Here is a 23,143-nt window from a genome sequence, read left to right as displayed (position 1 = left end):
ACATGCGCGACGAACAACAATCGGCCCACCTGCAGCAACTCACAGCCAAACTGCGCGACCGCACGGCGGTCATCGGCATCATCGGACTCGGCTACGTCGGCCTGCCCCTGACCTTACGCTACGCGGCGGTCGGCTTCCGGGTGCTGGGGATCGACATCGACACGGCCAAGGTCGAAAAACTCAATCGCGGCGCAAGCTATATCAAGCACATCCCCGCCGACGCGATCGCGTCCGCACGCGCCGCCGGTTTCGAGGCGACGGGCGACTTCACACGCGCTGGCGAACCCGACGTGCTGATCATCTGCGTGCCGACGCCGCTCAATGCCTACCGCGAGCCAGACCTCTCGTTTGTCCTCGACACAACCGATGCGCTGCTGCCCTTCGTGCGCCCGGGCCAGCTGGTCTCGCTTGAAAGCACCACCTATCCCGGCACAACCGAGGAAGAACTGCGTCCGCGACTGGAGTCGCGCGGCCTGGCCGTGGGGCGCGATATCTTCCTCGTCTTCTCGCCCGAACGCGAAGATCCGGGTAATCCGCATTTTGAGACGCGCACCATTCCCAAGGTGTGCGGCGGCAGCACCGCCGCCTGCCTCGAAGCGGGGGTCGCCCTGTACAGCGCCGCCATCGACTGCGTCGTGCCGGTCAGCTCGACTCGGGCTGCGGAACTGACCAAGCTGCTCGAGAATATCCACCGCGCGGTGAACATCGGTCTCGTCAACGAAATGAAGATCATCGCCGACAAGATGGAAATCGATATCCATGAGGTGATCCGCGCCGCGGCCACCAAGCCCTTCGGTTTCACGCCTTATTATCCGGGTCCGGGGCTGGGCGGGCACTGCATCCCGATCGACCCCTTCTACCTGACCTGGAAGGCGCGTCAGTACGGCGTCCATACACGCTTCATCGAACTGGCAGGCGAAATCAACAGCGACATGCCGCACTGGGTGATCGGCAAGGTGACCGATGCACTGAACCAGCGTGGACGCTCGGTGATGGGCAGCCGCGTGCTGGTGCTGGGTATCGCCTACAAGAAGGATGTCGAAGACATGCGCGAGTCGCCATCGGTCGAACTGATGGAGATCCTGCGCGACAAAGGCGCCCATGTCGAGTACTCCGACCCGCACGTGCCCATCTTCCCGCGCATGCGCGAGCACCGCTTCGAGCTCTCGAGCGTGACGCTGACGCCCGATGCGCTCGCGTCCTACGACCTGGTCCTGCTGGCGACGAGCCACAGCGCCTTCGACTACGACATGATCCGCCGCTACGCCACCCTGATTGTCGATACCCGTGGCGTGTACCTCGAACGCCTGCCGAACGTCGTCAAGGCCTGAGCCGTCCACTGGAGAAGATCATGCGCAACTATTCCCCCGTCATCGTCGACCGCAAGATCCGCTTCGCCCTGGTGGGCTGCGGCCGCATCGCCAACAACCACTTCAACGCCATCCGCCAGCACCGCGACCGATGTGAACTGGTCGGCGTCTGCGATATCGATCCGCGTGCATTGGCCGAAGCGGCCGGCAAGACCGGCGCCGAGGCCTATGCAACCCTCGATCAGATGCTGGCACGCTGCGATGCCGATGCCTTCATCGTCACCACGCCCTCCGGCCTGCATCCGGAGCAGACTGTCCAGATTGCCCATTCCAAGCGCCATATCATCACCGAAAAACCGATGGCCACGCGCTGGGAAGACGGCAAGCGCATGGTCGCTGCCGCCGATGCCGCCGGCGTGCGCCTGTTCGTTGTCAAGCAGAACCGCCGCAACGCCACGCTGCAGTTACTCAAGAGCGCGGTAGACAAAAAACGCTTCGGCCGCATCTACATGGTCAACCTGAACGTGTTCTGGACCCGTCCCGACGAGTACTACAACAGCGCCAAATGGCGCGGCACCTGGGAATACGACGGCGGCGCCTTCATGAACCAGGCCAGCCATTATGTCGACCTGATCGATTGGATCGTCGGTCCGGTCGAAAGCCTGCAGGCCTACACGGCGACGCTCGCGCGCAACATCGAGGTCGAGGATACCGGCGTTATCAGCTTGCGCTGGCGCAATGGCGCGCTCGGTTCGATGAACGTCACCATGCTCACCTATCCGCGCAACATGGAAGGCTCGATCACGATCCTGGGCGAGCATGGCACGGTGCGCATCGGTGGCGTGGCCGTTAATGAAGTGCAGCAATGGGAATTCGCCCAACCCGACCCGGACGACGCCCGGGTGCGCGACGCCAGCTACGAAACCACCTCGGTTTACGGTTTCGGCCACCCGCTCTACTACGACAACGTGATCAAGGTCCTGCGCGGCGAAGCCGAACCCGAGACGGACGGGCGCGAAGGTTTGAAATCGCTCGAGGTGCTGGTTGCCGCGTACATGTCTGCGCGCGACGGCAAGCGCGTTGCCCTGCCACTGGAGTACTGAGATGAACCGGCATCCAATCGATTCACCGGTCGAGCGCGACCCGGCCGAGCGCGGCCCGGTGCATCCAAGCGCCATCGTCGACGCTGGCGCCACGCTGGGACCGGGCACACGGGTCTGGCACTTCGCCCACGTCTGCGGGGCCGCACGCATCGGCGCCGGCTGTTCGCTGGGCCAGAACGTCTTTGTCGGCAACGACGTGCAAATCGGTGACAACGTCAAGATCCAGAACAACGTGTCCGTCTACGACGCTGTCACACTCGAAGACGACGTCTTTTGCGGCCCCAGCATGGTCTTCACCAACGTCCACAATCCGCGCGCCGCGGTGCAACGCAAGAACGAATACCGGCGCACGCTGGTGCGGCGCGGCGCCACCATCGGCGCCAACGCCACCATCGTCTGCGGTGTGACGGTCGGCGAGTACGCCTTCATCGGCGCCGGGGCGGTGGTTACGCGCGACGTGCCGGCATTCGCCCTGATGGCGGGCGTGCCGGCGCGCCAGATCGGCTGGATGAGCCGCTTCGGCGAGCGCCTTCCACTGCGGATGAAAGGCAATGGCGAGGTCCTGTGCCCGCATACGGGCGACCTTTATCTTTTGCAGGACGGCGTTTGCATGCTCGTTCCTGCAGCTCAACCTTTATAGCGGACACCATGGAATTCATCGACCTGAAATCACAGTACCAGGCCTCGCGCGAACAGATCAACGCACGCATCGCGGCCGTGCTCGAGCACGGCCAGTACATCCTTGGACCGGAAGTAGCTGAACTCGAAGCCCGGCTGGCCGCCTATACCGGCGCCCGCCACTGCATCACGGTGGCCTCCGGTACCGAAGCGCTCCTGATCTCGCTCATGGCGCTCGGGGTGCGCCCTGGCGACGAAGTGATCACGACGCCATTCTCCTTCATCGCCACCGCTGAAGTCATCGTCCTGCTAGGCGCGGTGCCTGTGTTCGTCGACATCGACCCCGCCACCTGCAACATCGCTCCTGGCCTGATCGAAGAAGCGATCACCCCGCGCACGCGCGCTATCATGCCGGTGTCGCTGTACGGCCAGCCGGCCGACATGGACGAAATCAATGCGATCGCCACGCGGCATGGACTAACCGTGATCGAAGACGCGGCCCAGAGCTTCGGCGCCACCTACCATGGCCGCAAGAGCTGCAACCTGTCCACGGTCGGCTGCACGAGTTTCTTTCCCAGCAAGCCGCTCGGCTGCTATGGCGACGGCGGCGCCCTGTTCACGAGCGACGATGCACTGGCGGCGGCAGCGCGCGAGATCCGCGTGCACGGCCAGTCGCGCCGCTACGTGCATACCCGTGTCGGCGTGGGCGGGCGCATGGACACGCTGCAGTGCGCCGTCGTCCTGGCCAAGCTCGAGCGCTTCGACTGGGAGCTGGCCCAGCGCCAGCGCGCCGCCGACAGCTATGAAGCCGTGCTCTCCGGGCGCGTGCAGCTGGTCGGGCAGGCGCGGGACCGTACCAACGTCTACGCCCAGTACACGGTGGTGGTCGAGGAGCGTGAGCGTGTCCAGGCGGAACTGCATGCGGCCGGCATCCCGACTGCCATCCACTACCCGGTGCCAATGCACCTGCAGCCGGCCTATGCCCACCTGAGCAGCGCAGACGCCTGCCCGGTGGCGAGCAACATGGCTGCCCGCGTGCTGAGCCTGCCGATGGGACCCTACCTCGAAGACACCGAGGCGCACCAGGTCGCCCAGTCCCTGCTGCGGGCGCTACGGGTTCCCGTCCCGGCCACCGATTTCGCCGACGAACCGGTATGAACCTGCGATTGCCGACTTTCTGGAAGCACGTGATCACCGTGCTGGGCGGCGCCCTCGGCGCCCAGGCGTTGCCGCTACTGGCAGCGCCGCTGATCACGCGCATGTGCACACCCGCTGAAATGGGTGCATTCAGCCTCTGGCTGGCCATCGTCGCAGTCGCAGCGATCGGCGCTACCTTGCGTATGGAAACGGCAATGATCCTCGACCACGAGACTGAACAGCAACGCACCTGTTTCGGTCTCGTCCTATACACCGCCACCATCACCGCCGTCCTCGTCACTGCGCTCGTGACACTGGCGCACCTGGTCGATATGCCCGCTATTAGGCAGCTGTCCTGGCCCGCACTGCTGACCGTCGGCGTCGGCACCTGGCTGACCGCCAACATGCAGACGACGCTGGCCTATGCTACGTCCCACAACGCCTTCGGCAAGGCCGCGCGCGCCAAGGTCGTGGGGGCCGGCACGATCGCAGTGGCGCAACTTCTATTGCTTGCTGCGGGCATTGGTGCAGAGGGCCTGCTGGCAGGCCAGTTGATTGGCCTGGGCATCGGCCTGATCGCTGCGCGTCGGCTGCTGCACCCGCCAGCGGCACGCATCGGATTCATTCTCGGCGCCGAGGCGCGTGCCTACCTCGTGCGTCACCGCAAGTTCTGGCGTTATGCCCTGCCCTCGAATCTCCTGAATAACATGGTCGGCCAGTTGCCCCTGTTCCTGATCGGCATGCACCATGGGGCGCTCGCAGCGGGACTGTACGCCCTCACCCAGCGCGTATTGGCTGCCCCGATCTCGCTGCTGGCCGCTTCTGTACTGGAAGTGTTCAAGCGCCAGTCGGTGCACGAATTCGAAACGCACGGCCACTGCAAGCAAGCCTATCGCTACACTTTCAAGGTGCTGATGCTTCTCGGCCTGGCACCATCGCTGGTGCTCCTGTTCTACTCCCCGAGCCTGTTCGCCTGGGTCTTCGGCCCGGCCTGGCGCGATGCCGGCGAGCTGGCACAGATCCTTGCGCCGCTGTACTTCCTCAATTTCGTTGCCAGCCCGCTCAGCTATGTGTTTTTCGTGACCGGCAAACAAAATGTCGACTTGTGGTGGCAGCTGACCCTGTGCGCCGTGACCGTCACAGCGTTCCTGCTGCCAGGCACCCTGCACCAGAACCTGCTCTGGTTTGCGATCGGTTATTCGATGCTGTACCTGGTCTACCTGCACATGTCCTGGCAGTGTTCCCAGAACCGATTGGCGGCCGCATGACGCCCGCCCGCTCACTCAGGGCAATGCGACGCGAGCAGCGCATCCTGCTTGCTGCATTTTTCATGCTGTTCCCAGGCTTTTTCTTTTATCACACGCTGCTCGGCACGGGTACCACCGGTGCCTTCCTGGGCGGCTATTTCGCGCCGGTCTCCTTGCTCTTCGCCGCGCCGCTCGGGCTCATCTACCTGAACCGCATGCGACGCGACGCGCGCCGCTTCCACGCTGTCGACTTGCACTTGGGCTTGTTCCTGTTGTACTTCGTTGCAGTCATCGCGGTCAACGCCGCGGCCGGCGCAAATCGCACGATCGTCGGCAACCACATGCTCGGCATCCTGTTCATTTTCAACCTGTTCGTGATCGCTAGCTTCCTCGACTTCGACAGCCGGCGCTTTCGCATCGTCGGCCTGCTCAGCCTGCTCGGGATGAGCACGATCGCGGTTTCGTTCTCGGTCGACGGCGTGTTCTACCTGGGCGCGACGGGGATCGCCAAGGACGTCGACGCACTGGCTACCTACCAGGGCTTCGCCCGCTCCTACCTGATCACTTTCCTGACCGTCATTGCCTTTACCCGTTCGCTGCCGCTACGGCTGGTGCTGCACGCACTGGGAGCGGCTACACTGTTCCTGAATACCGCGCGCAGCGAGTTTGCCACGCTGATGTTCGTTATTCCAATCATCGAGTTCTATTATTCTCGGCACAAACTGCACTTCCTGCTGTGCGGACTCATTCTGTTCTTCGTCATTCACCTTTACTTCGACCGCATCCTGGCGGCGCTGCCGGCCAACCGCATCCTCGAACTGCTCGACCTGTCGCAATCGACCTCGGCCAACAAGCGCTATCACCTGACCGTGCATGCGGTCCAGACCATCCTGGCGCACCCTTTGTTGGGCGACTACGCCAGCTACAAGCCGGGGTATTACTCGCACAACGTGCTGTCCGCCTGGGTCGACCTCGGCTTCTTCGGGATGGCCTATCTGTGCCTGGTCACCTTCGTGCCGATCGTCCCGATGTTCATCCGCGAATACTTCGCACCCCGGCACTGCGGGATCTTCCTGCTGGGCTTCTCGATGGCGTGCGCCACCGTACTACTACTGCTGACGTCGCACTACTTCACCGACATGCTGATCGGCGCCACGCTCGGAGCTAGCTCCCGATATTTTTATGAGAGGAAATATGCGAAAAATCGCACACCTGACCTCGGCCCATCCGCGCCACGACACTCGGATATTCGTCAAGCAATGCTGTAGCCTGGCAGCGCACGGTTTCGACGTGACGCTGGTGGTCGCCGATGGCGCCGGACCGGCACAGCACGACGGCGTACATATCGTCGACGTCGGCCGCCTGCCGGGCCGGGTCAATCGCATGCTGCGCACGACACGCCGGGTATTCGAGGCTGCGGTGGCGGCCGACGCCGAGCTCTACCAGCTGCACGACCCGGAACTGATCCCGGTCGGGCTAAGGCTCAAGCGCATGGGACGCAAGGTCGTCTTCGATTCGCATGAAGACGTGCCGACCCAACTGCTGGCCAAGCCTTACCTCGACAAGGCTTCGGCACGCCTGTTGTCGAATTCCTTCGGGGCCTACGAGCGTTTCGCCTGCCGCCGTTTCGATGGCGTCATCGCGGCGACACCGACCATCCGCAATAAATTCGCCCACATCAATGCGCGTTCGATCGACATCAACAATTACCCGGTGATCAGTGAATTCGATGGCGAGCCGAACTGGAGCGAGAAAGGAAACGAAGTCTGCTACGTCGGCAGTATCTCCGCCATCCGGGGCATTCGCGAACTGGTCCACGCCTCCGCCCTGCTGCGCTCGAACGCCAGCCTGGCCCTGGCCGGCCAGTTCGCCGAGCCCGCGCTCGAATCCGAGGTGCGCGGCTACCCTGGGTGGGAGCGCATCGTGCGCCATGGCCACCTCGACCGGGCCGGCGTCAGCGGCGTCATGCGCCGTGCCGTCGCCGGACTGGTAACGCTGCATCCAGTGGCCAACTATCTCGACGCCCTGCCCGTCAAGATGTTCGAGTACATGGCGGCGGGAATTCCCGTGATCGCTTCGCGCTTTCCCCTGTGGCGCAACATTATCGAACGCCACGGTTGCGGCGTCTGCGTTGATCCCGGCGACCCGGCCGCGATCGCTGCAGCCATCGATTACCTGGTCTTGCATCCCGCACTGGCGGCGCGCATGGGCGAAAACGGCCGACGTGCGGTGGAGCAACAATACAACTGGTTGCGCGAGTCGAAAAAGCTGATCACGTTCTATGAAAGCGTTTAACGGTTTCTCAACCCCTCCAAGTACATGACTTGGTAGGCGCCGCCTCAAGGTCTCAGTGCCGCGCGACGGAATCCGGCAGGTGAAATTTTGGCGTTTGATCGCGCTTTTATTCGGAAACCAAGTAAAACAATTTCCAGCAGTAATAAATTCGTTTTGGAAATCGCTTTGTACACTGCGTAAAACTGCAAATATTTTTCTTCAGATATCGCCATATTTAATCCGTTTCAATAAGCATCTGATCAACCGGTCTTATTGTGTATCTCACATCGTCGGGCATACAACATGAAACCTATTTCTCACCACTACAAGCTGCTCACTGAAATTTTGCGTCTACCCGTGGCCGAACTGCATTTTAATGAAGCGCTCGACCCTGCGGACATCCGGGCAACCTACCGTTATTACACCAAGCCGCATCCGCGGTACAAGCTCATCCGCAATAAAACCGTCGGCGCAGCGCTGCTCGACCTGAATGGACTTAATCGCGAAGAGCAATACCTGGAGCTTATCAAGGGAAAGAACGCTGGCGCTTATCATGCGAAGCGCGCGCGCGGCCGCGGTTACCAGTTGCGCCACATCGACCGCAATGCCTATATCGACGATATTCATGCCATCAATACATCCATGGAGGAACGCCAGGGGCGGCCGATGGATGCGAAGTACCGGGAAAAGCAGTCGCATTTCGATACGCTCCAGCATTTCCGTTATTACGGGGTATTCAACCCCGAGGGGCGGATGGTGGCTTATGCCAATCTCGGCCACTACGGCAATTTCGCCGCTTTCTCCCAAATGATGGGCATCCGGAACAATGACGGCATCATGCACATGATGGTGGTCGATATCGTGTCAGAGCTGATCGGCGAGCAGCGCGTGCGCTACCTCATGTATGACACCTTCTTCGGCGCCCAGCCCGGCCTGCAGACGTTCAAGAAGATCCTCGGTTTCCGTCCCTACCGTGCGAAGTACGCCCTTCAATGATCAGTCTCCTGAACCGGCTCTATGCCGACTACCTGATGCCGTCGCGGCTGGGCCAGTACCAGGCCCTGCTCGAACGGGCCCGCGATGGCGGCTACATGCAGCTGTCCGTGCGCAGTTTCTATCGCGCGCTGGCGGCTCCTTCCGGCACTGGGCCGCGCAAGGTGCTGGTGCATCGTCACGACATCGACAGTGATTTGCGCACGGCAAAAAAGATGTTTGCGCTCGAGGCCAGGTACGGCGTCAAGGCCAGTTACTACTTCCGCCTAACTACCCTCGATTTCGGCTTCATGCGCGAGATCGAAGCCGCCGGAAGCGAAGCGAGCTACCACTATGAGGAAGTGGCCGATTACGCCAAGCGTCACCGGATTCGCTGCTCAGAAGAAATCCGGCGCCGCTTCCCCGAAATTCGCGACCAGTTCATGCGCAATTTTCAGAGCATCGCCGAACGCCTTGGAATGCAGATGGTGACGGTCGCCAGCCATGGCGATTTCGCCAACCGCCGCCTGAAGGTCATCAACCACGAATTGCTGCGCGATCCCGAACTGCGGCGTCGCTGCGGTATCGAGTGCGAGTCCTACGACAACGAATTGCTGCGTCACTTCGACATGTACATCAGCGACCGCGAGCATCCGCACTACTACACGCCGCTCTCGCCGTTCGAAGCGCTCGGCCGCTACGACCGCATCTGTTTCCTGACCCATCCGCTCCAGTGGGAAACCAATTGGGTGGAAACGACGCGCTGCAACCTGCGGCGTCTGGCCGAGGAGATCTCATGGCGCGCCTGAACATCCTCCTGATCAATCATTACGCCGGTTCGGTGCGCCATGGCATGGAGTTCAGGCCCTATTACCTGGCGCGCGAATGGGTACGGCAGGGGCACCGCGTACGTATCGTCGCGTCATCGCAATCGCACATCCGCGCCCAGGCGCCCGACATGGGCGGCCGTGACAGGTTCGAGCAGAACATCGACGGGATCGACTACACCTGGTTCGCCACGCCCGCCTATCGCGGCAACGGGGTTAAGCGCATTCTCAACATGCTCAGCTTCGTGTGGCGCCTGGTGCGTGAAGGCCGCGCGCTGGCGCGTAGCGAACGGCCCGACGTAGTGATTGCGTCGAGCACCTATCCGCTCGACATCTGGCCCGCGCACCGGATTGCACGCCTGGCCGGCGCCCGCCTGCTGTTCGAAGTACACGACCTGTGGCCGCTCTCGCCAATGGAGCTGGGTGGATACTCGCGCTGGCACCCCTTCATCATGCTGCTGCAGGCGGCGGAAAACTACGCCTGCCGCCACGCCGATGCAGTCGTCTCGATCCTGCCGAAAGTGCGCGCCCACCTGGAGGCGCACGGCATGGCGCCGCACAAGCTGCATATCGTTCCGAACGGCGCCGATCCTGCCGAGTGGCTGGAAGCCGACACGGCGCTGGCGGCGCAGGCCGAAAGCGCACTCGCCAAGGCCCGCGCCACGGCCGATTGCATCGTCGGCTATGCCGGCACCCATGGACTGGCGAACGCCCTCGACACCCTGCTGGACGCGGCAGTGCTGCTGCGCGGGCGGCGCGTCGCCTTCGTGCTGGCAGGCGTCGGACCCGAAAAACAGCGCCTGCAACTGCGTGCCCTGGCGATGGGCCTGGAAAACGTGCACTTTCTCGACCCGGTCCCGAAACACCAGGTACCAGCACTGTTGAACCGCTTCGACCTCGCCTATATCGGCTGGCAGCGCCAGCCGCTGTACCGCTTCGGCATTGCGCCGAACAAGCTGATCGACTACATGATGGCGGCCCGCCCGGTGCTGCACGCAGTCGACGCCGGCAACGACCCGGTTGCCGACGCCCAGTGCGGCATCACGCTCGCGCCCGACGACCCGCAGGCGCTGGCGGCAGCCATCGTGCAGTTGACCAACACGGACGCGGCCGAGCGCGAAGCGATGGGGCGGCGCGGCCAGCGCTATGCCCTCGACAACCTTACCTACCCGGTACTCGGGAAACGATTTTTGACTGCCTGCGCAGGAGACTGATCATGGATGACCACCAGCTTGCCGAAACAGCCGTCGCACCATTCTTGCCGTTCGCCCTGCCCGATATCGGCGAGGAGGAAATCGCCGCGGTGGTGGAATGCCTGCGCTCGGGTTGGGTGACCACAGGCCCCACGGCGCGCCGCTTCGAGGCAGCCTTTCGCGACTACCTCGGCGCCGACGTGCAAACGATTTCGGTCAATTCGGCCACCGCCGGCCTGCACCTGGCGCTGGAGAGTCTCGGAATCGGGCCGGGCGACGAGGTCATCGTGCCCACCCTGACCTTCACCGCCACCGCCGAAGTCGTGCGCTACCTGGGCGCACAGCCGGTGCTGGTCGACGTCGATAACCATACCCTGAACATGGACCCGGAGGCCGTCGAAGCCGCGATCACGCCGCGCACGCGCGCCATCGTCCCGGTGCACTACGCCGGCATGGCGTGCGACATGGACGCCCTGCTTGGGCTCGCGCGGCGACATGGCCTGCGCGTGGTCGAAGATGCCGCGCACGCCTTCCCTACCCGCTACCAGGGCCGGCTTGTGGGAACGCTCGAAAGCGACATCACGGTCTTCAGCTTCTATGCGAACAAGACCATGACCACCGGCGAAGGCGGAATGGTCGTGGTGCGCGACCCCGAGCTGGCACGGCGCATACGCCTGATGCGCTTGCACGGCATCAGCCAGGATGCCTTCGACCGCTACGTTTCGAAGACGCCGGCCTGGTTCTACGAAGTCGTGGCGGCCGGTTTCAAGTACAACCTCACCGATATCGCGGCAGCCATCGGCATCGAGCAACTGCGCAAGATCGACCGCTTCCTGGCGCAGCGCCAGCTGCTGGCGGCACGCTACGACGCCGCGCTGGCGGGACTGCCGCTGATCCTGCCGCCCCGTCCCGAAGGCGACAGCACCCACGCCTGGCACTTGTACGTCGTTCGCCTGCAAGAGAACGCACCGCTGCGCCGTGACGAGCTCATCGTGAGGCTGTCGCAACTGGGCATCGGCACCAGCGTGCACTTCATCCCGTTGCACCGTCAGCCTTACTGGCGCGAGAACTGTGTCTCTGATCCTGGCCGTTTCCCGGTCGCCGAAGCCGCCTTCGACGCGATGCTCACGCTGCCCCTGTACACCCGCATGCGTGATGCCGACCAGGAGCGCGTCATCCATGCCCTGCATACGCTGCTGTCATGTTAAAGCGCACCTTCGACCTGTGCGCCGCCGCCATCGGCGTGCTGCTGTTGTCGCCGCTCCTGGCTGCAATCGCACTCTGGATCCGGCTCGACTCCCCCGGCCCGGTGCTGTTTCGCCAGGTACGGGTTGGCTGGCGCGGCGCGCTGTTCGATATCCTGAAATTTCGCACGATGTCCGGCCAGACCGACCCGCAGCGCCTGCTGACCGTCGGACGCGACCCGCGCATTACGCGCGCCGGCCACTTTCTACGCAAGTACAAGCTCGACGAACTGCCGCAGCTGTTCAACGTCATCCACGGCACCATGAGCCTGGTGGGTCCGCGCCCGGAAGTGCCGCGTTATGTCGCCTGTTATCCGCCTCTCGAACGCGAGTTGGTGCTGTCGGTCAAGCCGGGCGTCACTGACTGGGCCTCAATCCTGTTCAAGGACGAGAACGCCATCCTGGGCCAGGCGCTCGATCCCGAACAGGCTTACATCGACACCATCTTGCCCACCAAGCTCGAGTATTACCTGCGCTATGTCCGCGAACGCACGTTTTGGGTCGACTTGCGCATCATCTTGCGCACCCTGTGCGCTATTGCACGCTGACGCGCTTGCGCCATGTCCTCGGCCGCTTTCCTCCACCTCGGCAACCTGCTGCTGACGCTGCCGCTAGCCATCGCCATCGCCGCTTGGCTGTTAGCGGCGCGCGACTGGCGCGCCGCTGGGCGTTGGCTGTTGCTGTTTGCCGCGGCACTGGCGATCGTCGGCACCAGCAAGGTCGCCTTTCTCGGCTGGGGCACCGGCATCCCGGCACTACGGTTCCAGGCGTTCAGTGGCCACGCCGCCGGCGCGACGACGGTGTTCCCGGTGCTGTTTTACCTGGTGCTGCAGCGCTGCCCCGCGCCCGCCGCCGCCATCGGGGCCGCGGCCGGCCTGCTGCTTGGGGCGGCGCTGGCGGCCGTGCTGGTGGCGACCGGCGAACATACGGCAGCGGAGGCTTGCGCTGGCTGGCTCATCGGGGCCGCCGCCAGTTGCAGCATGCTCAGGATCGCACGTACAACGCGGACGCCGTCCCTCCTGACCGGCCTGGCATCGGGCCTGCTCGCCTACGCTGCAACGGCCTGGGCCATGCAACAGGCACAGGTCGGCTACTGGATGATCAAGGTTGCCCTGGCATTGTCGGGCAACCGTTACCCGTTTCGCTGGGATAGCTGCGGCTGACCGGCACCACACTTTTCAATTCGACAGGAGAACGACATGCGTGCCCTTTCCTTCCATTGGCAGCGACAGAGCCAGCTCAGCGACGACTCGATGCAATCGCTGCTGATGAACCTGCTTCGGGGCGTCGCCTCGTTGCAGGTCGCCGCCGCGCACCTGCGCGCCGAAATCTATCCGGGCGTACGCGAGCTCGACGAACCGGGACTCGCCTATATGGCGTTGGCATTCTTCACCGGCTTTGCGCACCAGGCCGTGATGGTATTTTTCCTCATTAGCGGTTGGCTCGTCGGGGGCAGCCTGCTCAACAAGATCGGCCAGCCACGCGCCCTGCGCTCGTATGCGATCGACCGCGCGACACGCCTGTGGACCGTGCTCGTCCCCACGTTCTTCATCATGATCGGCATTGGGCTGTTCACCGGTGCCGCAACCCTTGAACCGGCCGGCTTCGGTGCAGCGGGCGAGTACTCGGCCGGCACGTTCATCGGCAACGTGCTGGGCCTGCAGACGATCGTCGTCGAGCGCTTCGGGGGCAATTACCCGCTGTGGAGCCTGGCGAATGAGACCTGGTATTACATCCAATTCCCCTTGCTGCTCCTGATTTTCACCGGCCGCGGCCTGCTTCAACAAGCTGCCTGTGCCGCCTTGCTGGCACTCAGCTTCGCCTATCTCCCGTATGTGATGAACCTGTATTTCGGGATCTGGCTGCTGGGCGCCGCGTTCTCCCGCATTCGCGTCGACAGCAACTTTGGTGCACGCATGTTCTTGCTGGCCGTCGCCATGGGCGTGTCCGTGTACTACCGGATCAACGGGTTGAACGACGACATCCTCCCGGAATCGTTTGGCCAGGACCTGATCTGCACCCTGCCCGTCGTCGTCCTGCTCGCAGCCATGAACACCCCGATCGGCCCCTCGGTTTTCCTGCAGCGCGTCGGCACCTTCGGAAAATGGTTATCCGAGTTTTCGTTCACGCTGTATGTCCTGCACGTACCGGTAATCGACTTGATTCAGCATATCGGGCGCACCCAATTCGGGCGCGAAGAGCTTGATCCAGCCAGCGCAACCGACTTTGCGATCTACTTCGCCATGCTGGCAATCCTGATGGGAACGGGCTACCTCTCGTACCTTCTCTTCGAACGCAATACGTACCGCGTACGCCGCCTCGCGAAGGGGCTACTTCTGCCTAACGCTGCCAAGCCGTCGACGCCGATCATTTTCTCGGCCGACTAAACCAGCCTTTGCATTAGCCCGACACAGGCCCAGCATCGGCATGTGTCGGCGACCCTGGTCCGGGGCCGCACGGTGCAAGGTGCAAGCTTGTAGCGACGCCCCGACTGCAATGCCGCACCGGCCTGGCGCCGCCCAGGCTGGCTAACAGCAGAACGTCTGTTCTTATCCATTGGTGGTCGCTTCGTGCTCACTTCCTGACACCACCGCCAGCGCGCCGCCCTGCCGTTTACAGTTCGCACAAGCCGTCGAGCGGTGACTGCGAATCCCCATCGCTCTTCCCAAGGCACAAGGACAGCCAAGCGACAACACCGGCTGCTGCCTGTTACTCCGTTCAGGATTGGAAAAACATCAGGCAGCGCGCCAGTGGATGCCTGTGGCTCAGATCACGGCGCGATGGACTCCGGGCGCCAATCATTATCGATGCCAGCGCCCCTGTCAGCATGCAGGGACAAGCCGGCCGTGTTGGCGCTGATGGCTGTCCTGCCCGGAACTGGGGCGAAAGCGGCGGGGCGGACGCGACCGTGCTGGCGTGGCCGACAGCGGTCAAACCCGGTCAGTTATCTTTTGAAGGCTGGAACACGCGGCCTGGTATTGCGCTGGGCGCCGCGCATGATGGCTTGGCGACTGGGCGCCGCCGGTACAAACACGTAGTGGCCGATGACCGGTCGATAAGTTTGTGCACGGCCAGATATTCCAGTCCCTGACCTGAATACCGGGCGCCAACTCGACGCGCTTCGATTCATGCGCGCGCCAATTCAGGGGGCGGCCAAGGGCGATTCCTCGCGGCGAAGATGAAGGACCCAGCCTTTTGCCTCGCGCTATGAAACATAGCCGATCTGCGCTGCAGTCGCGCCGTATTGCGCCGCGCTCGAGCCAAGCCGCAAGGCCATGTCATTGAAGAGTACGCCCTGCGGCGAAATGCCCGCGTGGTTCAATCGCTTGACCGATTCGTTGATCTGGCCTTCGGTCGTCACCCCGGCTCGCGCGACGATGAACACCGCGCCGACATGAGCGCCGATGATGAGCGCGTCGGCAACCGACAGCACCGGCGGTGGATCGAGCAGGACCAGGTCGTAGCGGCTACTGACCGATTCGAGCAAGGCCCCGAAGTTCAGGTGCAGCAGGAATTCGGAGCGGTTCGGCGGCAGCTCGCCGGTCGGGATGAAGTCGAGGTTATCCATGACATCGTGGTGGATGATGTCTTCCACCGGCATCGAGCCGATGATCGAGCGCGATAAACCGCGCTCGCGCCCGATGCCGAAATAGCGGTGCAGATGACCGTTGCGCAAGTCTGCGTCGATCAGCAACACGCGTTTGCCGCTCGACGCCATGACGGCGGCGAAATTGGCGGCGACAAAGGATTTGCCGAGCGAGCGCGTGGGCCCCGCGAACATGACAATGTTGTTCTTAAAATGGGGCATCGAGAACTGCAGCGCGGCGCGGAAACTGCGCAGGCTTTCCACGGCGGGATCCTCGGGCATGATCTGGGCTAGCAAGGGCAGCGGCGCCGTCTCGCCGCGCGCCTTGCGCAGCAACTTGTCCTGGTTGCCGCTGTGCGGAATGGACGCGTAGACGACGCGCGCGTTGAGCAGGCGCTCGATTTTCTGCGGATCGTCGATACCGCCCTGCAAAGCTTTGCGCGCGAACGCGAGCAGCGTGCCCAGGAACAGCCCGGTGATCACGGCCAGCGCGACGATCAGCGGGCGATTCGGCTTGAGCGGCTTTTCGGGTGCGATCGGCGCATCGACCAGGCGCACGTTGCTGACGCGGCCGACCGAAATAAGGCGCAGCTGCTGCGCCGTGTTCGACAGTGCTGTGTACAGGTCGGTATTGACCTTGATGTCGCGCGTCAGCCTGGCTTCGTCCTGTTCAAGCACCGGCAGGGTCCTGATGCGCGCGGCGATCTCTTCGATCTCGGCATCGACTTCCTTGCGCTGGCGGTTGATCGCCGCCACGATCGGATGGTCTTCGGTAAAACGGGCCAGCAGCTCGGTTTTCTTTTGCAGCAGCTCGATGCGGCGCGAGCGTGCCGCCGTGGCCTGCGCCAGGCTCACGCGCGCCTCCTCACGCAGATCGACGGTGCCGTGCGAGTTGCGGAACTGGTTGTAGCGGTCTTCGGATTGCTCCAGCTGGCGCTTCAGGATCGGCAGTTGCTTGTTCAGGAAGGCAAGCGACTTTTCCGCTTCCTCGGTCTTGCGCGCAAGGTTCTGGCGCATGTATTCGCGGCCGATTTCGCTGAGCAAGGCGTTGATGCGCTTGGCGTTCTCGCCCTGCAGCTTGACCTCGATCACGCCCGACTGCTTGCCCTGCTCGGTGATCACCATCGCCGTCTGGATCGCCTGGATGGTGCCCAGGCGCGACTTGCGCGTGAGGCGGAAACGCGCGCCGGGATTGGCGTACAGGCGGTCGACCTTGATTTCCATGATGCCGTCCGGCGTCGGCACCCGGTAGCGCTGGCCGACCGTGCCGTCGAACGCAAGTCGCTGACCGCCCCCGGAAAAATGGTAGCGGTTGATGCCGCGCGCTGTGATGACGAACTCGCGGTTGAGCCAGCTCTCCGGCACGTCGAAGACCGTGACGTCGGCCTTTTCGCCGCCCCAGATATAGCCGCCGTAGCCGAACAGGCCGGGGCTCGAGAGCGCGCCGTTATTCTGGTTCGCGAACCAGAAGCCAACCACCGGAAAATATTTGGGCTGGACCTCGATGTAGAGCTGCAGGTTGTCGACGGCCTGCGAGACGACCATGCGCGAGCGCAGCAGTTCCATCTCGGCAATGGCGGCCTTCTTTGTTTCGAACAGCGAGGACGCCTCGCTCAGGATGTTCTTCGAGGCATTCGGGCTTTCCTCCTCGACGTGGATCATCAGGTTGGCTTCGTAGACCGGTTTGGCCACGAGCGCGTACAGCACCGCAATGAGCGTGATTAGCGCCGTGATGCCGCCGATCAGCCAGCGGTTGTCGTACAGGGTATTAAAATGCCCTTTCAAATCGACCGTCGGCTCGTCGGCGGCGGTGAGCGGAGGACGCGGATCGAACGGAACGCTCAGGATTGGCGGGCTGTGGACCACATGGGTCAGCGGCAGGTGGTGGTCGGCGGGCTTGGTCATGGGTGGTCTCCGATGCTCACGGGCGATTGGTGACGCCGACCGCGGAGGTGAGCGCGCCAGGGAACAGCAAGCTGAGGTGGCGGTTCCAGTTCGCCAGCGGCGAGGCGGCGACGTAAACCACGTCCTTCGGCCGCAGTTCGAACGACTCGGCCATGGCAAGGGAACCGGCCAGCCGGGCGTCGAGCTGGAATACGCGCGTGCGATCGGGAGTCTTGCGCACGACGTAGATCTGGCGCGCGTCGCCGCTCAGCGGGCTGATACCGCCCGTCTCGCCCAGCGCTTCGTTCAGCGTGAGGCGGCCGTTGTGCATCGTCAGGGCCTTCGGCGTGACGACTTCGCCGGAGACGAACACCTTGCTTTCGTCGCGCGAGTGCACGCGTACGACGTCGCCCGGAGCGAGCATGACGTTGCCGGGATTGATGCCTTTCTGTACCAGGTCGCGCAGGTTGATGCGGTAGCGCGCCTCGCCCCGCTCGAGCGCGATGCGGCTCTGGTCGGCGGTGGGCAGCAGGCCGCCGGCGCGGTTCAGCGCTTCGACCAGGGTCATCGGAATGTCGTTGATCGCCTGCAGGCCGGGCTGCTTGACTTCGCCATCGATGTAGACGCGCTTGCTGCGGTAGGACTGGACCCGCAGCGTGATATTCGGGTTGGCGATGTAGCGCGCGAGCTTTTGTGTCAGCAGCGCGCGCGCTGCCTCTTCGGTCAGTCCCTCCACCGGCAGCAGGCCGGCAAACGGAAACTGGATGCGTCCCTGGTGATCGACGACGAAGCCTGGCTGCGGCGTGTTCGCGCTGGCACTGGCATTCGTGCCGTTGGCGTCGGCAGCGGCGGTGGCGGCTGTCATACCGCCGCCGGCCAGCTCGGGATGATCCCAGACGACGATCGACAGGACGTCGCCTCGCCCAATGGTATAGGGCGCGGGATTGGGCACCAGCAAGCGTGACAGGTCCTGGGTACCCTGCTGCGCGGTGGCCACCTTCTCAGCGGCGATCAATTTCTCGGTAATCATCTCGGTCGGTAGCGGAGGCTCGGCGCTTCCCTTGCTGTCCTCTCCACGAAACTGCAAGCCGGTTGTGCAGCCGGCCAGTAGCAACACACTTGCCGCGGCGACTAAGCGCCAACGCAAAATTTCTGTTGGAAAATTCATGACCTTGCCTATGAAATGGACTGCCGTTCTATTGCTGACTAACTCAGCGTACGGTGTCCGTCACAGACGGCTTTGCTGCATATCAAACGGCGGGCTCAGGCAAGGCCGGCGCAGGCAGATCGCTGTGGCACGTTTCTTTGCTTCATTGCCGACGGCAACATCACCGGGCGTCAACGCACTTCTTCCAACAGCTTCAGTGTCCCGGCACCTGAGTACGCCCGCTGTCGATCACGGGTGGCGGTGGTGACGCGATCGGCGCTGGCAATTGGCGCCGTGGTGGACAATACTGATGGTGCCCTGATACCGACGGAGGCAAGCTCATGCACGCAGGTTTCATTTTTGCGACCGGGATCGAGAACAGCAATCCGACCATCGATGGCGGCCGCGTCCGCATGGACGAGCTCGAGAAGTGCGGCCACTACCAGCAGTGGAGACGCGACTTCGACCTGGTACAGGAACTCGGTTTGCGGGTGCTGCGCTATGGCCCACCCCTGCACCGCACTTTTCTCGGCCCGGATCGTTTCGACTGGGAGTTTGCCGACCTCACCTTCGCCGACCTGCAGCGCCGCAACATCGCGCCAATCGTCGACCTGTGCCACTTCGGCCTGCCCGACTGGATCGGGAATTTCCAGAACCCGGATTTCCCCGCCCTGTTCGCCGATTACGCCGGCGCGTTTGCCCGGCGTTATCCCTGGGTGCAGATGTATACGCCGATCAACGAAATGTGGATCTGCGCGGTGTTCTCGTGCTTGTATGGCTGGTGGAACGAGCAGCTGCGCACGGACAGCGCCTTCGTGACCGCGATCAAGCACCTGGTCAAGGCGAATATCCTGGCCATGCACGCGATCATTAAAGTGCGGCCGGACGCGCTGTTCATCCAGAGCGAATCGACCGAATACTTCCATGCCGAATCGCCCGACGCCATCGCAGCGGCCGAGATGAACAATGCGCGCCGCTTCCTGGCGTTGGACCTGAATTACGGCCGCCGCGTCGATTCCGAGATGTACGAATACCTGTTGGACAACGGGATGCGGCGCGAGGAATACCATTTCTTCCTGCAGCACAATCTCAAGCACCAGTGCATCATGGGCAACGATTACTACCAGACCAATGAGCATTACGTCGCGGCCGACGGCATGACGCGCGCGGCCGGCGAAATCTTTGGTTACGCCGTGATCACCCACCAGTATTACAACCGCTATCGATTGCCGGTGATGCACACGGAAACGAATCTGTGCCAGGGACCAGGCGGCGACGAGGCAGTCTACTGGCTGAAAAAGGAATGGGCGAACGTCCTGCGCGTGCGTAACAATGGCGTGCCGCTGATCGGCTTCACCTGGTATTCCCTCACCGACCAGGTCGACTGGGACAGCGCGCTAAGGGTCAACAAGGGCAACGTGAACGCCCTCGGCCTGGTCGACCTGGAGCGCAAGATCCGCCCGGTCGGTGTCGCTTACCGGGAATTGGTCCGGGCCTGGGAAGCCGTGTTGCCGACCAAGAGCATCTGCCTGCAGGTGCCGGTTGTCATGCCGCACGAATTCGGAGGCGAGATCACCTCGCTCGACCCCGAGTCTCCTGCCAGCGGCGCCATTCTAGGATAGTGTTCAGGGCTTACGTGGTGTAAACGTGTACGTATCCCCGTGCGCCAGGAAAACGACGCTCTCCTCCAGCCCCGCAGCCTTGACCTCGCGTGCGAACTCGGCGAGCGGCGACTTGAAGACGTCGTAGTCGTTGTAATGGATCGGAATCGTCTTTTTTGGTTTCACGATCTGCATCATCTGGACACCATCCTTGCCATCCATCGTCACCTTGAACATGCCCAGAATGCGCGTGCCGCCCAGGTGCAGCAAGGCCAGGTCGATGCCCGGGAAACGCTGGGGAATGGTGTGGATGTCGTCGTAGACCAGGGTGTCGCCGCTGATGTACATGCGGTAGTCGGGGGTGTCGGCATTTGCGCCGAAGTCGAGCATGCTGCCCATCACGGTCGGCAGCAGCACGGATACGCCGGCCGCGCCGTGGCGTCCCGGCACCGACGTGACGCGCAGGCGCGTCTCGCCTTTGGTGACTTCAAGCCGGTCCCAGTCGGAGAGCGCAAAGCGCTGCTGGAAGCCAAGGCGCTTGAGACTCTCGCTGGCTTCGCGCGTGGAGACGATCGGCGTGTTGCGACTCAGGCGCTCCTGCACCAACTTGTCGAAATGGTCGTCATGCATGTGCGAAAGGATGACCAGGTCAATGGGCGGTAGCTTGTCGAATTCGATGGCAGGGTTGGTCTGGCGCTGGGAGGTCAGCCCATAGCCCAGGTGCACGTGGTCTCCCTTGTGCAGAAAATTCGGATCGGTCAGGATGGTCAGGCCCTGGTAACGGATCAGGACGGTCGCGGTACCGATGAATTGCACGGTGCCCGTTTGCACGCTCGCCGCAGTCGGCTCGCCGGCGGCCAGTTTGAGCGCGTAGGTATCGCCCTGCGGCACGGCTGCCTGTGGCAGGCTCTGCGATTGTGCCGGACCCGCGAACCAGATTCCGAACGCGGTCAGCAAGGCGGCACTTTCCAGCAGACGTTGAACACGCATACACACTCCGTAAATGGCCGAGCCCGCCAATGCGGGCCCATAGTCCCGAGACGTTATCATAAAGACCACCTGAACGTCGTTCGTTTCCAGACAGACAACACGAAGTAAGCATCGCCTGGCAGCCGGATCAGATGACCGCCTCAACTTGGTTCCCGAGTGCAACGCGCACAGATATATACTTGAGCGGCTTTGCTACTTCATCAACTAATCTAAACGCTTACCCGACCTCATCATGCTCCTGTCCAAACGCCTGCTTCCCCGCGTCCTCCCCGGCCTGCTCGGCCTGTCGCTGGCCCTGCCGTTCGCGGCAGGCGCCGCTCCCGTACCCGTTGATGCCGCACCTGTGCTTGAGCGTATCTCGGCCGCATCGATGCGCGGCAACCTGTCCTTCCTGGCATCGGATGCGCTCGAGGGCCGCGGCACGCCGTCGCGCGGACTGGACATCGCTGCCGAATTCATCGCCTCGCAGTTCCGCGCCGCCGGCCTCGAGCCGCTCGGCGACGACGGCTATTTCCAGACCGCCGACTGGAACCTGATCGATCCAAAACGCGCCAAGAATCCGCCGACGACCCCGGCCGCACCCGTGAAGGTGCGCAACGTCGTCGGCATCCTGCGCGGCTCGGACCCGGTCTTGAAAGACAGCTATATCCTCGTCACCGCCCACTACGACCATGTCGGCCTGAAACCGGGCCAGGGCGACGGCATTTTCAACGGGGCCAACGACGACGGCAGCGGAACGGTGTCGGTGATCGAGCTGGCCAAGGCGTTCAGCGCAAATAAAACGCGGCCGAAACGCAGCATCGTGTTCATGACCGTGTTCGGTGAAGAGCATGGCCTGGTGGGTTCGCGCTACTACGGCGCCCATCCGCTGGTGCCGATCGAGAAGACGATCGCCGGCATCAACCTGGAACAGGTCGGGCGCACCGACGACAACGAGGGCTCGCAAGTGCGTGCGTTCGGCATTACGGGCTTCGATTTCTCGGAGGTCGGGACGATCCTGAAAAGCGCGGGCGACGACACCGGCATTCGTGTCTGGAAGCATCCGGTCAACAGCGACAAGTATTTCGCGCAAAGCGACAACCAGGCCCTGGCCGACCAGGGCATCCCTTCGCACACGGTCAGCGTGGCCTATGCCTTCCCCGACTACCACGGCGCAGGCGATCACTGGGACAAGATCGACTACGAAAACATGGCTGCAGTCGATCGTACCGTTGCGTTGGCGATCTGGACGATTGCCAATGGTACCGAGGCGCCGAAATGGAACGCGAAAAATCCAAAGGCGGCCAAATACCTCGGTATCTGGCAGGGCCGTAACGCGAAATAATGACGGGGGCCCGGCCAGGGGCCTCTTTTGTTCATGTACTGCTCATCCATGTGTAGGGAGCGTGGCAACGCGGATCTGGCCAGGGCGTCTTTACGCTTTCGGCCACACCGCAATTGATTTGCAAAAACTTTGCACGAACTGCGAACTAGCTAACGGACCAAATTCACACGCGCGTCGAGAATACCTTTACGAACAGCGGAGGCCTGATGGCAATAGTGCGACACACATTCAATACGACAGTACCTGCTTCCGCCGAGGAAGTATGGGCTTGGTCAACCTCAATCAAGGGCATCAAGGCCGAGATGTGGCCAGTCCTCAAGATCACCTTCCCGAAGGGAATGACCCACATCGGCGAGGACACCACCCTGGACAAACCCCTGTGCCGGTGCAAGTTCCTGCTGCTCGGACTGTTCCCGATCGACATGTCGAAGCTGACCTTCGTCGAACTCGATCCTGGCCGCCGTTTCGTCGAGCAGTCTCCCCTGCTGTCGATGCGTTCCTGGCGTCATGAGCGCATCGTCACGCCGACGGCGGACGGCACCCTTGTCACCGACAACCTGACGTTCAGGCCGCGCGTGGCCGAGCCGGTGGTGGGCTGGTTCGTGAAGTTGTTCTTCGAGCACCGGCATGCGGTGTTGGCGAAGGAGTTTGCCCGGAAGTCGCCCCATCCGGCACCCGGACCGGCA

20 protein-coding genes are annotated in these 23,143 nt (G+C 62.8%); 17 read left to right on the top strand and 3 right to left on the bottom strand.

Annotation, left to right across the window (positions count from 1 at the left end; all coding sequences use genetic code 11):
• Window positions 1–2: 2 nt before the first annotated feature.
• The 14 genes from ACHAC9_RS22750 (at window position 3) to ACHAC9_RS22685 (ending at window position 14,312) form a co-directional block, all read left to right on the top strand.
• Window positions 3–1,331 carry a nucleotide sugar dehydrogenase gene (locus ACHAC9_RS22750; RefSeq protein ID WP_435763779.1) on the top strand — a complete coding sequence of 443 codons (1,329 nt, stop codon included), beginning with the start codon at window positions 3–5 and terminating at the stop codon, window positions 1,329–1,331.
• 20 nt (window positions 1,332–1,351) lie between these two features.
• Entirely contained in the window at window positions 1,352–2,413 is a 1,062-nt protein-coding gene (locus tag ACHAC9_RS22745; RefSeq protein ID WP_435763777.1) for a Gfo/Idh/MocA family protein, read from the top strand.
• A gap of 1 nt (window position 2,414) precedes the next feature.
• Window positions 2,415–3,053, top strand: coding sequence for an acyltransferase (locus ACHAC9_RS22740; RefSeq protein ID WP_435763775.1), 639 nt, complete (start codon window positions 2,415–2,417; stop codon window positions 3,051–3,053).
• Window positions 3,054–3,061: 8 nt separating this feature from the next.
• Window positions 3,062–4,189, top strand: a complete 1,128-nt coding sequence (locus ACHAC9_RS22735; RefSeq protein WP_435763773.1) for a DegT/DnrJ/EryC1/StrS family aminotransferase — start codon at window positions 3,062–3,064, stop codon at window positions 4,187–4,189.
• Complete coding sequence (locus tag ACHAC9_RS22730) at window positions 4,186–5,436, top strand: lipopolysaccharide biosynthesis protein (protein WP_435763771.1); 1,251 nt, start codon at window positions 4,186–4,188, stop codon at window positions 5,434–5,436. The genes ACHAC9_RS22735 and ACHAC9_RS22730 overlap by 4 nt, the downstream gene beginning before the upstream one ends.
• The gene (locus ACHAC9_RS22725; RefSeq protein ID WP_435763769.1) at window positions 5,433–6,683 is read left to right on the top strand and encodes a hypothetical protein; all 1,251 of its coding nucleotides are present in this window, start codon (window positions 5,433–5,435) and stop codon (window positions 6,681–6,683) included. The genes ACHAC9_RS22730 and ACHAC9_RS22725 overlap by 4 nt, the downstream gene beginning before the upstream one ends.
• Window positions 6,610–7,710 (top strand): glycosyltransferase family 4 protein, encoded by a 1,101-nt coding sequence (locus ACHAC9_RS22720; protein WP_435763767.1) that lies wholly within the window; start codon window positions 6,610–6,612, stop codon window positions 7,708–7,710. The genes ACHAC9_RS22725 and ACHAC9_RS22720 overlap by 74 nt, the downstream gene beginning before the upstream one ends.
• Before the next feature lie 282 nt (window positions 7,711–7,992).
• Window positions 7,993–8,685, top strand: a complete 693-nt coding sequence (locus ACHAC9_RS22715) for a hypothetical protein (protein ID WP_435763765.1) — start codon at window positions 7,993–7,995, stop codon at window positions 8,683–8,685.
• Complete coding sequence (locus ACHAC9_RS22710) at window positions 8,682–9,470, top strand: hypothetical protein (protein WP_435763763.1); 789 nt, start codon at window positions 8,682–8,684, stop codon at window positions 9,468–9,470. The genes ACHAC9_RS22715 and ACHAC9_RS22710 overlap by 4 nt, the downstream gene beginning before the upstream one ends.
• Window positions 9,458–10,702, top strand: a complete 1,245-nt coding sequence (locus ACHAC9_RS22705) for a glycosyltransferase family 4 protein (RefSeq protein WP_435763761.1) — start codon at window positions 9,458–9,460, stop codon at window positions 10,700–10,702. The genes ACHAC9_RS22710 and ACHAC9_RS22705 overlap by 13 nt, the downstream gene beginning before the upstream one ends.
• 2 nt (window positions 10,703–10,704) lie before the next feature.
• Window positions 10,705–11,889 (top strand): DegT/DnrJ/EryC1/StrS family aminotransferase, encoded by a 1,185-nt coding sequence (locus ACHAC9_RS22700; RefSeq protein WP_435763759.1) that lies wholly within the window; start codon window positions 10,705–10,707, stop codon window positions 11,887–11,889.
• Window positions 11,883–12,473 (top strand): sugar transferase, encoded by a 591-nt coding sequence (locus ACHAC9_RS22695; protein WP_435763758.1) that lies wholly within the window; start codon window positions 11,883–11,885, stop codon window positions 12,471–12,473. Before ACHAC9_RS22700 ends, ACHAC9_RS22695 begins: the two co-directional genes overlap by 7 nt.
• A gap of 12 nt (window positions 12,474–12,485) precedes the next feature.
• Entirely contained in the window at window positions 12,486–13,088 is a 603-nt protein-coding gene (locus tag ACHAC9_RS22690) for a phosphatase PAP2 family protein (RefSeq protein ID WP_435763757.1), read from the top strand.
• A gap of 36 nt (window positions 13,089–13,124) precedes the next feature.
• Window positions 13,125–14,312, top strand: a complete 1,188-nt coding sequence (locus tag ACHAC9_RS22685) for an acyltransferase family protein (protein ID WP_435763756.1) — start codon at window positions 13,125–13,127, stop codon at window positions 14,310–14,312.
• Between the two features lie 818 nt (window positions 14,313–15,130).
• On the opposite strand, the gene ACHAC9_RS22680 is transcribed toward ACHAC9_RS22685, so the two are convergent.
• Together ACHAC9_RS22680 and ACHAC9_RS22675 are read right to left on the bottom strand one after the other, a co-directional pair.
• Window positions 15,131–17,416: a polysaccharide biosynthesis tyrosine autokinase gene (locus ACHAC9_RS22680; protein WP_435763754.1), complete on the bottom strand. Its 2,286-nt coding sequence runs from the start codon at window positions 17,414–17,416 to the stop codon at window positions 15,131–15,133.
• Window positions 17,417–17,432: 16 nt separating this feature from the next.
• Window positions 17,433–18,425: a polysaccharide biosynthesis/export family protein gene (locus ACHAC9_RS22675; RefSeq protein WP_435763752.1), complete on the bottom strand. Its 993-nt coding sequence runs from the start codon at window positions 18,423–18,425 to the stop codon at window positions 17,433–17,435.
• 458 nt (window positions 18,426–18,883) lie between these two features.
• On the opposite strand from ACHAC9_RS22675, the gene ACHAC9_RS22670 reads away from it, so the two are divergent.
• Window positions 18,884–20,164: a family 1 glycosylhydrolase gene (locus ACHAC9_RS22670; protein ID WP_435763750.1), complete on the top strand. Its 1,281-nt coding sequence runs from the start codon at window positions 18,884–18,886 to the stop codon at window positions 20,162–20,164.
• Between the two features lie 3 nt (window positions 20,165–20,167).
• On the opposite strand, the gene ACHAC9_RS22665 is transcribed toward ACHAC9_RS22670, so the two are convergent.
• On the bottom strand, window positions 20,168–21,133 hold the full coding sequence (locus ACHAC9_RS22665; RefSeq protein WP_435763748.1) for an MBL fold metallo-hydrolase: 966 nt from the start codon (window positions 21,131–21,133) through the stop codon (window positions 20,168–20,170).
• A gap of 232 nt (window positions 21,134–21,365) precedes the next feature.
• On the opposite strand from ACHAC9_RS22665, the gene ACHAC9_RS22660 reads away from it, so the two are divergent.
• Complete coding sequence (locus ACHAC9_RS22660) at window positions 21,366–22,457, top strand: M28 family peptidase (protein ID WP_435763746.1); 1,092 nt, start codon at window positions 21,366–21,368, stop codon at window positions 22,455–22,457.
• A 206-nt stretch (window positions 22,458–22,663) separates the two neighbouring features.
• A partial coding sequence (locus ACHAC9_RS22655) for an SRPBCC family protein (RefSeq protein WP_435763744.1) occupies window positions 22,664–23,143 on the top strand: 480 nt, incomplete at its 3' end.

It is taken from the genome of Massilia sp. CMS3.1, assembly GCF_051262535.1.
GTDB lineage: Bacteria > Pseudomonadota > Gammaproteobacteria > Burkholderiales > Burkholderiaceae_D > Telluria.
The sequence above is the reverse complement of the archived record's forward strand: the minus strand, read 5'-3'. Positions and strand labels throughout refer to the sequence as shown.